The sequence below is a fragment of the Clostridium homopropionicum DSM 5847 genome, assembly GCF_001263795.1.
GTDB classification, from domain to species: Bacteria; Bacillota; Clostridia; order Clostridiales; family Clostridiaceae; genus Clostridium_H; species Clostridium_H homopropionicum.
In genome coordinates, this window is record NZ_LHUR01000005.1 from 207377 (window position 1) to 217762 (window position 10386).

A 10386-nucleotide genomic window follows, 5' to 3' on the forward strand; every position below is an offset into this window, starting at 1 on the left:
ATTTATATATCCTTTTCATTTAGCCAATTTTCTATATCACTTATTATATTTTTATCATAAATCTCATTTAACATCTCTAGCTTTTGTAAAATTTCTAGCTTTTCAAATTTAATGCCCTGTATGGACTTTTCCATATCCTTTATCAGCTTATAGTCCATAGCATCAGAAAATATAGCAATGCTCATTACTTCTCCGTCTCTTAAATTAAGGTTAATGTCTAAATCCCCCCAGGAGAACCTGTTATAAAAGCTTATCTGAAAGTTTGGAGTCTCTCCATATCTCCATTTCCAAGAGGAGTATTTATCATAAAGCTCTTTAAACTCAGAGGTATCACCAGACATAATAGCGTTTTCACTTATGCTGCTGTTATAAACCTCTTGAAAGCTAATTTCTAAAGCTTCACTAAGTTTTTTAATATCTATAGAAGTATTAATCTCCTTAAGGTTTATAACTCTTGCCTGAACTGATTTAATTCCTTTAGATTCCATCTTCTCCTTGCTAACCTTAAGGTATTGGCAAAGCTTGCTAATATCAGAGTCTACTAAAAGAGTACCATGATGGTAGCATCTACCTTCATCAGAGTAGAAGGCATTTCCTGAAAATTTCTTTCCTTCCACTAGTATATCGTTTCTTCCTGAAAACTCAGCATTTATTCCTAGCTTTTTTACACCATTTATTATAACTTGAAGCTGCTTTTCTACATTGTATAAGCTTTCTTTCATAATAAATGTGAAGTTCATATTACCTAAATCGTGATAAACAGCACCTCCACCAGAAAGCCTCCTAGCAAGCTTCCCTTCATCCCTTTCAAGCTCAGTATATCTACATTCTCTCCAAGGATTTTGGTTTCTTCCAATTACAACTGTATTATCATTTTGCCATAGATAAAATATTATCTCATTGTCTTCCGCCTTATTAAAAAGATGTTCTTCAAGAGCTAAATTGTACCAAGGATCATAACTTGTGGATTTTACAAGCTTTAGTGTATAGTTATTCTGCAAAATGTAATGCTCCCCCTTCAACAGATAATACTCCTTCGTGAATTACCTCAGCAGTAGTAGGATGTGCAAAGATAGTCTCTATTATCTGTTCTGTTGTTAAGCCATTTCTAATTGCTATGGTTAATGGCGAGATTAAATCTGCTGAATTTATTCCAATGATGCTGGCTCCCACTATCTTTCTTGTAGCTTTGTCTTTTATTATTTTAATAAAGCCTCTTTCATCTCCCATAGTAAGTGCCTTACCATTAGCCGCATAAGGAAACTTTCCAATCTCAATATTTAGTCCCTTTTCTTTAGCTATTTTTTCTGTTAAACCAACTGTAGCTATTTCTGGGTGAGTAAATATTGCGCTTGGAACAGCACTATAATCCATTTCCATATCCTTGCCCATTATATTTTCAACAGCTACTAGCCCTTGGTGAGATGCCACATGAGCTAATTGAATAATATTTGTAGCATCACCTATAGCATATATATTAGACACATTAGTGTTCATTTTTAAGCTTACTTTTATTCCTTTTTTATTGTCATTTAATTCTACCCCAGCATTTTCTAATGATAAATTATCTAAATAAGGCTTTCTTCCAACAGCCATAAGAACTTTATGGATCGATATATATTTTGCCTCTCCATTTTTAGTGAACTTTAATATGCTCTTATTATCTTCTGTATCAATTATTTCTTCCACCTTAGAGCCTGTATAAAGAGTGATTCCTTTTTTCTTAGCTGCAGCTGTGATTTCATGTATTACATCTTGGTCTAACATTTGAAGTATATTGTCTAAAAATTCTACTACAGATACCTTTACTCCAAAGGATGCAAAAATAAATGCAAATTCCATTCCTATAACTCCGCCGCCGATTATAGCTAAGCTTTCTGGAAGCTCTTTTAAATCTAAAATTTCTTTGCTTGTTAGAACATTTTTAGATTTTGCTCCTGGTATAGGTAAATATACAGTTTCTGAACCAGTTGCTAAAATTACATTTTTACTGTGTATTTGTATTTTTTTATCCTCTGTTTCCGCTTCTACTGTATTTTTGTCTAAAAACTTTCCATTGCCTTTTATAACTTTAATACTGTTTTTATCCATTAAATATTCTATACCCTGAACTAATCGAGATACTATAGAATTTTTTCTTTCTATTACTTTTGCCATGTCTACCTTAAATTCTTTTGCGGTTATGCCAAAGGCATCAGCCTCTCTAATGCTATCATACACTTCTGCAGAACGGACAAGAGCCTTTGTAGGTATACAGCCACAGTTTAAACATGTACCTCCTAAGAATTCTTTTTCTACAAGAACAACCTTTGCTCCCATCTTAGAAGCTTTAATTGCAGCTACATATCCACCAGGACCACCACCAATGACTGTTATTTCACTTTCTATTTTTTCCACTGGCTTTATCTTTTCTTCATTTTTACTTGAATTATTTTCTTCTTGAACCTCTCTTACCTTTAAAAGAACTTGCGCAACTTTTACTTCCATACCTTCTTCAACTTCAATAGATTCTACAATTCCATTACATGTAGCTTTTATTACTGCATTTCCCTTCTTAGTTTCCATTGTTAAGAGTTCTTGTCCTGCTGCAATCTTGCTGCCCACCTGTACATTAATTTTACCTATACTTCCTAATCTTGTAGCTTTAACTTCTGTAATCATGATTTACCTCCAAAATAAATAATAAAAAGAATCAAAGGAAAACTAACAATTCTAGTTTCCCTTAAAAATAGGTTTTATTTTTCAATTGTAATTTTGGCTTTGTCCAGTTTTACACCATTACCTATAGAGTCTCCAACAGGACACCTTTTTTCAATGAACTCTACAAATTCCTTAATTGTCTCCTCTGAAGCATCACTCTTTATATGCATATTAAATCTAATATTTGAATAGCCCATTCTAACATCTGCAAGTCCTAAGAAACCATCTGTATCTAAATCTCCTTCTACTTCTACCCAAAAATCTTCTAAGTTGATACCAAATTCTCCTGCAAAAGCTGATGCAACTATTGTTTGGCATGCACCAAGACTGCAAAGTAATAATTCAACTGGATTCATTCCTCTGTTTGTTCCACCTAGTTCTTCTGGTTCGTCTATTAATACTTTAAAATCTCTAGCTTCAGCTTCTACTGCTAAGCCTTCTTTTTTTCTTGCTATTGCTTTAAACGTTGTCATTGGCATAATAAACACTCCTTTATAAATTTATTTTTGTTTCACTATCTCTTAGTAATTGTTAATATTTTAATTATTGTAACAGCAATGATTGCTGTTACAATAATTAGTATAGCAACTATTATGGAAAATAACAACGCCTGAAAAAGGCGTTTTTTATTAATAAAATTTTATATTTCTTTTGAATCCACGTTATTTGTAATTTTATCTAGTACATGCTTAAATATTCTTATCTCTTCATCATTTAATCCTTCTCTTACTATTAAACTCATCTTTTCTCCTTCTGGTAAAAGTTCCGTCCTCAAATTACTTCCTTTCTTTGTTAAAGATATGAAGATTACTCTTCTATCTTCTAAACTTCTTTCCCTGATTATATATTCTTCCCTTTCCATTCTATCTAAAAGCCTTACTACTGTTGATGCTTTTATATTCATAAGATTTGCCAGCTCAGCCTGAGTTAATTTGTTATGCTTACCAATATAATAAAGTGCCATCCATTGAACTCGTGTAATTCCTTTTTTTGTTAATATTTCATTGAAATAATCTGCAACTTTTTTTGCTGTAACTCCTGTGATGAAAGCTAAACATGTATCTATATCAAACATTAAATTATACCCCCTATTAAAATACTTACTTTTAATATATTATGACAAATTTTCTTAAAGTTCAATATGCATATGATAAAATGCCATATTAATAACTCATTTGTCTTAAAAAAGCATTTTTAATATTTCTATTTTACAAATTCTCAACCTTATTTTTTGATAAAATACGATATTTTCTTTTATAAAGATATTATATTATCACCAAATTATCTATATTATTGACAAATTAATAATTTAAAATTAAAATGATAGAGTGTGTTTAAAATATAAAATATGGGGGGAACTTAATTATGGGATTAAACGGAGCAGATATGTCTTTTGTTATCTTCTCAGCAGCACTAGTTATGTTAATGGTACCTGGACTAGCACTTTTTTATGGAGGTATGGTAAAAAGTAAGAATGTTCTTGGTACAACTATGCACAGCTATGCTGCATTAATAATAATATCTATTCAATGGATATTGATTGGATATTCTCTTGCCTTTGGACCTGATATAAAAGGGTTTATTGGCAGTTTGGATTGGTCTTTTTTGCATAATGTTGGCTTTGAAGCTGATGGAGTTTATTCCACATCAATTCCACATTTATTATTTGCTGTTTTTCAAATGATGTTCGCTGCTATCACAGTAGCAGTTATTTCAGGATCTTTTGCTGAACGTATGAGATTTCCTGCTTTTATTATATTTGTAATCTTATGGAGCACATTTGTGTATGACCCTATCGCTCACTGGGTATGGGGAAGTGCAAATGGAAACTTTGGTTGGTTAAAAAATTTAGGTGTTCTAGACTTTGCTGGAGGAAACGTTGTTGAAATAAATTCAGGTATTTCTGGTCTTGTTGCTGCCCTTGTAATTGGTAGAAGAAAAAAAACTAAGCCAGAACCTCATCATATTCCTATGGCAATCTTAGGTGGAGGTTTACTATGGTTCGGATGGTTTGGATTTAATGCTGGAAGTGCTCTTGCAGCCAATGGTGTCGCAGTAAATGCCTTTTTAACTACTAACACTTCTGCAGCTGCCGGAGCTATTTCTTGGGCTGCTTGCGAATGGATAATCAATAAAAAGCCAACAGTACTTGGAACAGTAACTGGTGCAGTAGCAGGTCTTGTTGCTATAACTCAAGGTGCTGGATATGTTACTCCAACATCAGCAATTTTCATAGGATTAGTCGGAGGAATAGCAAGCTTTTTCGCCATTGCATTCTTAAAAGTTAAACTTGGATATGACGATACATTAGATGCATTTGGATGCCATGGAGTTGCTGGATTTTGGGGAGCAATAGCAACTGCAATATTTGCAACAACAAAAGTAAACCCTGCAGGTGCAGATGGTGTTTTATACGGAAATTTTGAGCTTCTAAAAGTTCACCTGATATCAGCTCTAAGTTGTGCTCTTTATGCAGCAATAGTGACCTTTGTAATATTAAAAGTTATTGGGGTATTTGTAAAGATAAGAACTGATGAGGAAGAAGAAAGTGTAGGTTTAGACGTATCTCTTCATGGTGAAGAAGCTTATGCAAATAGCGGTCTTGATTTATAGATTAATTCCTTATAATTAACATTTTAACATTGTCTAAAGCTTGTTATAGCTTTTATTCAGAATCTATGTTATTATACTTCTATATATCTGAATGTAATAATTATTTAGGTACAAGGGGGCATGTTTATGAACACAAAAATGACCAAAATAGATATAATTACACGTCCAAATAAGTTTGAAGAATTGAAAGAAGAATTACGAAAAATAGGAATCACTGGTATGACTGTTTCTAATGTTCTAGGATGTGGAATGCAAAAGGGTTACACTGAATATTATCGTGGTGTACCTGTAGACATTAACTTAATTCCAAAGGTAAAAGTAGAAATTGTAGTTTGCGAAGTCCCTGTTGACTTAGTTGTGAAAACTGCAGAAAAAGTACTTAGAACTGGTAAAATTGGTGATGGAAAGATATTTATTTATGATGTAGCTAATGTAGTAAAAATTAGAACTGGCGAAGAAGGTAGAGATGCCTTACAGGATCATGAATAATCATTAGTTTTTATGCAAATAAGGCACAATGATGGAATTAACCATTATTGTGCCTTATTTTAATTACAATATTTTCTTAACTATTCTTGCTACTTCAAATCCTAAGATTTTGTGACTTTCTTCATCTAGATGAACTCCATCTATAGAACTTGTTTTGATAATTTCGTTTGAATCAAATAAAATAACTTCACTATTTTCGAATACTTTATTAAATTCACAAGGTAACCTTTGGCTTTTTTCTTCTGCACCAAAAAAGGCTCCCTTTGGCTCATCTAGATTTCCAATCTTTGTAGGTATAATAACAAGTATTTTGGGTGTCTTTTCTCCAACACCAGTTTTACTTTCTCTTGTTATATTAACTAGAGTTTCAATAGATTTTGCAATATCGTAAGCTGTTACATTAAATCTATATTTTAAATCATTTGCTCCTAAATAAAATATAATTAAATCAATTGGCTTATGACTATGAATACATGGGATAAGATATGTCTTTCCGTTTTTAAATTCTCCTTCAATAGGATCATTCCACACTGTTGTTCTTCCATTTAACCCTTCAGTTATTACTTTATAGTCTTCTCCTAATTCCTTTTCAAGAATACTGCTCCATCTTATTCCTTCATTATACTTTTTCTTTGTTCTAGGATTATAACCCCATGTATTAGAATCTCCATAACATAATACAGTTTTCATAATCTCACCCTTATCTTAAAGTTATTTCATATTACAGTGGATAAAATATTATAAGAATAATATTGCTACACCTACTATTGTAACCATTGAACCAAACAGCTCTTTTGAAGTTAACTTTTCTTTAAATAAAATTACTGCAGGAGGTATTATTAATACTGGTATAATAGCGGTTATAGTAGAAGTTACACCTGCTGAAGTGTACTGCAGGGATAAAAGTTGAAAGGAAACTCCTAAAAATGGTCCAAATAGTGCACCTACAGAAATTCTCTTAAGTGCTTCCTTATTTTTAAATGCTAAAGCTAAATTTCCCCATCTTTTCATAATAAAAAACAAGACTGTAAATCCAAATAATCCAGCAATGATTCTTATTTGAGTAGCTGCAAAAGGATTATAATTCTGCATTCCAAATTTACTAATAACCATTCCTGTAGCTTGACCTACAGCTCCTAAAAAAGCAAAAAATAAGCCTTTAGCAGAATGTGCGAATTGTACCTTTCCTTCTTCTCCTTCTTTTTTCTTCAATACAACTAGTGCAATTCCTAGTACTGTTATAGTCATCCCTAAAATATTTACTTTAGTTAGTTTTTCACCTAGAACAAAATAACTTAAAATAGCCGTTAGTGGAGGTACAGAAGACATTATAAGCATAGAGATTCTAGCTCCAATTTCAACATACGCTTGGAATAGAAATAAGTCTCCTAACACAAACCCTACTAAACCAGATATAAGCAGCCAAACCCAAGTACTTGTACTGGCGTCAACAGGTAAAAATAACCCTCTTGAAATAAGTGTGTATATACTAATAAATATGAATGCAAACATAAGTCTAATATAATTTACTTGAAGTGAACCAACTTTTTTACCTGCAGATTCAAAAACCATTGCAGTAGTTGTCCAAAAAAATGCTGTTAATAGTGCTGCAAACTCTCCTATGTGTGATTGAAACATTATTTTTCCCCCAAACTATGATGTTATTTGTCTATTTCTTTACTTGCTAAGTATAACAAAAATGCACATTATAAAACAATAGCTCTTGCTTCTTCTCCTATAATTTTAATTCCTCTCTCCATTTCTTCCATAGATGCCCTACCAAAACTCAATCTAATAGTATCCTCTCCCCTACCATCAGTATAGAATATATCTCCTGGCATAAATATGACTCCTCTTTTATAGCATCTTTGAAGCAGTTCCTTAGAATTTATATTATCCAGCTTTATAAATAAGTATAATCCCCCATCTCCTATTATCTCTTTATAAGGTATATACTTTTCTACTAAAGTTCTGCAGTACTTATATTTTTCCCTATATGTACTCCTTACTTTCTTTACATATCTTTCAAATACACCACTATTCATATATTCATAGAGAATTCCCTGATCTAAAAATGAGGTATGTATATTTTTGCTTCTTTTAATACTTTCAAGTATTTCTATAAGCCTTTTATCCCCAAATACCCATCCTATTCTGAGACCAGGAAAAAGTATCTTGGATAAACTCCCAATATAAATTACTGAATTTTCTTCTCCACAAATAGCTGCCATAGGAGAAATATGACTCCCAAGATGCTGTAACTCTTCGTTAAAACCATCTTCAATGATTGGAATATTTTCTTTCCTTAATATATCATACATAACTTCTCTGTTTTCATAAGGCATAACCATTCCTGTAGGATTATGATATGAAGGAATTATATAAGCTGCTTTTATTTTATTGTTCTTAAGCTTACTTTCTAACTGTTTAAAATCAACTCCATCACTGTTTATATTAATTCCTATAATATCAAGTTCATGAAGCTTCATTAATTTTATAGCAGTATTATGAGTTGGGTTTTCACAAATTATCTTATCCCCTTTCTCTGCAATAGCTGAAAGAACTATATCAAAACCTTCAGTGAAACCATTAGTGATTAATATATCTTTATTTTTTATATTTACTCCTTTGTTTTTCATATACTTCATCATAAAATCGATTAAGGGCTTATATCCTTTAGCATATCCATAATTTAAAAGCTTTTCTCCCTCAATGGATATACGATTTAGAAATGCTCTCTTTACCTCTTCTAAATCAAATAACTTTTCGTCTGGAGCTATACTTTTAAAAGAAATCATTCCCTTCTTATATTGTTCTCCATGTTTCATTATATCTAACGATTCTGCCTTTTTTGCATAAGAAGTACAATTTCTTACCCAATCTATATTCCATTCATTAGACTTTTTTAAGGGAACCTTTGATACAAAAGTTCCCTTTCCTTGTGCAGTATAAACTAATCCCTTATCTTGAAGTAATTCATAGCCCTTAATTACTGTAGTTCTACTTACTTTTAACATTATCCCCATTTCTCTCGTTGAAGGAAGCTTACTTTCATATGGAAGCATACCATTTTCAATCATATTTTTTATATAATTATAAACTTGAATAAATATTGCTTCCTTTTCATTTATTTTAAAATTAGAAAACATTAAAACACCTCAAATCTTATTGTTACTCTCTCTAATAGATATGTTAATTATTTCATCTAAAAGTTCACTAAAACTAAGCCCTTGAGCTTCAGAGCTTTTAGGAAATAGGCTATTTTTTGTCATCCCCGGAAGAGTATTTATTTCTAAAACATATACTTCTTCATCCTTTATTATCATATCAATTCTAGCGTATACTTTCAAATTAAAAACATCCCAGCATTTACTAACAATATCTTCAACCTTATGCTTTAAAGTCTCGCTAAGTTCAATAATTTCTTCAACGGTATTTCCCTCTTTATACTTTGAATTAAAATCAAAAAATTTTGACTTGTGCTGAATAGAAATTACAGGAAGGAGCTTTCCATCTAAAAGGCAACAGGTTATCTCTTGTCCTTTTATAAATTCTTCAACTAAAATTCCTTTGTGATATTTCAATAAGCTATCTAATGCTAATTGAAACTCTTCTTTATTATTAACGACAGCTATATCTATACTTGAGCCTCCATTGTTTGGTTTAAGAATTAGCGGGTAACCTATAGCTTTAAGTTCATCATAATTACATTTCTTTTCCCTGCTTATATAAGCCCATTTAGGGGTTAAAATGTTTTCTCCCATAAATATTTTTTTACTCATATGCTTGTTCATGCATAAGGAACTTGCTAATATACCACTTCCCGAATAAGGTATCTGAAAAGCTTCAAGAATTGCTTGCACTTCCCCGTCCTCACCAAAGCTTCCATGAAGAGCTAAGAAGGCAAAATCTAAGCATTTTGCTCTATCTATTAGTTGATATTTTGAATCTATAGGTACAGGCAAAATCTCATACTTGCTCTTATCTAAATTATCTATAATTTCTTTTCCAGTTAAAATAGAAATTTCCTTTTCATTTGATACTCCACCCATTACAACTCCAACCTGCATATACATACCTCCACTAGATTTCTTAATATTATTCTATTCTCTAGCTAGGTTAAGTTAAATATCCAGTGCTTCGCAATTTTAAACTCTAGGTGGTATTTATAAATAAAAAAGAAGCACTAAAATTTTTATTTTAGTGCTTCTTTTTATTAACCCGGCGGCGACCTACTCTTCCACACCGTCACCAGTGCAGTACCATCGGCGCTTTGAAGCTTAACCTTCGTGTTCGGAATGGGAACGGGTGTTACCTTCAAGCCATAACCACCAGATAGCCAGACATCCAAAATCTTCGATTTTGTGATGGTCGGCTACTCATGAGCTTCTGCTCAAGAGTGTCATTAATCAGTACTCCTCAGCTCTGCTGAGTGAGTTTCCTTTGAAAGAACTTTGTTCTCTCAAAATTGCACAGTGAATTAATATTGATCAAGTCCTCGACCTATTAGTATTAGTCAGCTGAGTACATTACTGCACTTACACCTCTAACCTATCAACCTGATGGTCTTTCAGGGGTCTTACT

General features: G+C 32.1%; 10 protein-coding genes and 2 rRNA genes. 2 read left to right on the forward strand and 10 right to left on the reverse strand.

Features of this window, described 5'->3' with window-relative positions:
- Positions 1-2 precede the first annotated feature (2 nt).
- From lplA to CLHOM_RS01020, 4 genes are all read right to left on the reverse strand, one after another.
- On the reverse strand, positions 3-1001 hold the full coding sequence (lplA, locus tag CLHOM_RS01005) for a lipoate--protein ligase (RefSeq protein ID WP_052219807.1): 999 nt from the start codon (positions 999-1001) through the stop codon (positions 3-5).
- Positions 991-2661, reverse strand: coding sequence for a dihydrolipoyl dehydrogenase (lpdA, locus tag CLHOM_RS01010; protein WP_052219808.1), 1671 nt, complete (start codon positions 2659-2661; stop codon positions 991-993). Before lpdA ends, lplA begins: the two co-directional genes overlap by 11 nt.
- A 74-nt stretch (positions 2662-2735) precedes the next feature.
- Positions 2736-3179, reverse strand: a complete 444-nt coding sequence (locus CLHOM_RS01015) for an OsmC family protein (protein WP_052219809.1) — start codon at positions 3177-3179, stop codon at positions 2736-2738.
- A gap of 161 nt (positions 3180-3340) precedes the next feature.
- Positions 3341-3775, reverse strand: a complete 435-nt coding sequence (locus CLHOM_RS01020) for a MarR family winged helix-turn-helix transcriptional regulator (RefSeq protein ID WP_052219810.1) — start codon at positions 3773-3775, stop codon at positions 3341-3343.
- Between the two features lie 290 nt (positions 3776-4065).
- Here CLHOM_RS01020 and CLHOM_RS01025 point away from each other — a divergent pair, with 290 nt between their 5' ends.
- Both CLHOM_RS01025 and CLHOM_RS01030 read left to right on the forward strand, forming a co-directional pair.
- Positions 4066-5313, forward strand: a complete 1248-nt coding sequence (locus CLHOM_RS01025; RefSeq protein WP_052219811.1) for an ammonium transporter — start codon at positions 4066-4068, stop codon at positions 5311-5313.
- Between the two features lie 126 nt (positions 5314-5439).
- Complete coding sequence (locus tag CLHOM_RS01030; RefSeq protein WP_052219812.1) at positions 5440-5802, forward strand: P-II family nitrogen regulator; 363 nt, start codon at positions 5440-5442, stop codon at positions 5800-5802.
- A gap of 63 nt (positions 5803-5865) precedes the next feature.
- Here the strand turns inward: CLHOM_RS01030 and CLHOM_RS01035 are convergent, their stop codons facing one another.
- The 6 genes from CLHOM_RS01035 to CLHOM_RS01060 all read right to left on the reverse strand — a co-directional run.
- On the reverse strand, positions 5866-6492 hold the full coding sequence (locus CLHOM_RS01035; RefSeq protein WP_052219813.1) for an SGNH/GDSL hydrolase family protein: 627 nt from the start codon (positions 6490-6492) through the stop codon (positions 5866-5868).
- Positions 6493-6540: 48 nt separating this feature from the next.
- On the reverse strand, positions 6541-7440 hold the full coding sequence (locus CLHOM_RS01040) for a DMT family transporter (RefSeq protein WP_052219814.1): 900 nt from the start codon (positions 7438-7440) through the stop codon (positions 6541-6543).
- Positions 7441-7508: 68 nt separating this feature from the next.
- Positions 7509-8951 carry an aminotransferase-like domain-containing protein gene (locus CLHOM_RS01045; RefSeq protein WP_052219815.1) on the reverse strand — a complete coding sequence of 481 codons (1443 nt, stop codon included), beginning with the start codon at positions 8949-8951 and terminating at the stop codon, positions 7509-7511.
- Between the two features lie 9 nt (positions 8952-8960).
- A complete protein-coding gene (locus CLHOM_RS01050) occupies positions 8961-9872 on the reverse strand; it encodes a D-alanine--D-alanine ligase (protein WP_052219816.1) in 912 nt (303 codons plus the stop codon).
- A gap of 149 nt (positions 9873-10021) precedes the next feature.
- A 5S ribosomal RNA gene (gene rrf / locus CLHOM_RS01055) occupies positions 10022-10138 on the reverse strand.
- Positions 10139-10288: 150 nt separating this feature from the next.
- A 23S ribosomal RNA gene (locus CLHOM_RS01060) occupies positions 10289-10386 on the reverse strand; the annotation flags it as partial.

Coding starts and splice junctions, on each gene's coding strand:
- CLHOM_RS01050 (WP_052219816.1), bottom strand. CDS start 9,872: ATGCAGGTTGGAGTTGTAATGGGTGGAGTATCAAATGAAAAGGAAATT.
- CLHOM_RS01040 (WP_052219814.1), bottom strand. CDS start 7,440: ATGTTTCAATCACACATAGGAGAGTTTGCAGCACTATTAACAGCATTT.
- CLHOM_RS01030 (WP_052219812.1), top strand. CDS start 5,440: ATGAACACAAAAATGACCAAAATAGATATAATTACACGTCCAAATAAG.
- CLHOM_RS01045 (WP_052219815.1), bottom strand. CDS start 8,951: ATGTTTTCTAATTTTAAAATAAATGAAAAGGAAGCAATATTTATTCAA.
- CLHOM_RS01015 (WP_052219809.1), bottom strand. CDS start 3,179: ATGCCAATGACAACGTTTAAAGCAATAGCAAGAAAAAAAGAAGGCTTA.
- CLHOM_RS01020 (WP_052219810.1), bottom strand. CDS start 3,775: ATGTTTGATATAGATACATGTTTAGCTTTCATCACAGGAGTTACAGCA.
- lpdA (WP_052219808.1), bottom strand. CDS start 2,661: ATGATTACAGAAGTTAAAGCTACAAGATTAGGAAGTATAGGTAAAATT.
- CLHOM_RS01025 (WP_052219811.1), top strand. CDS start 4,066: ATGGGATTAAACGGAGCAGATATGTCTTTTGTTATCTTCTCAGCAGCA.
- CLHOM_RS01035 (WP_052219813.1), bottom strand. CDS start 6,492: ATGAAAACTGTATTATGTTATGGAGATTCTAATACATGGGGTTATAAT.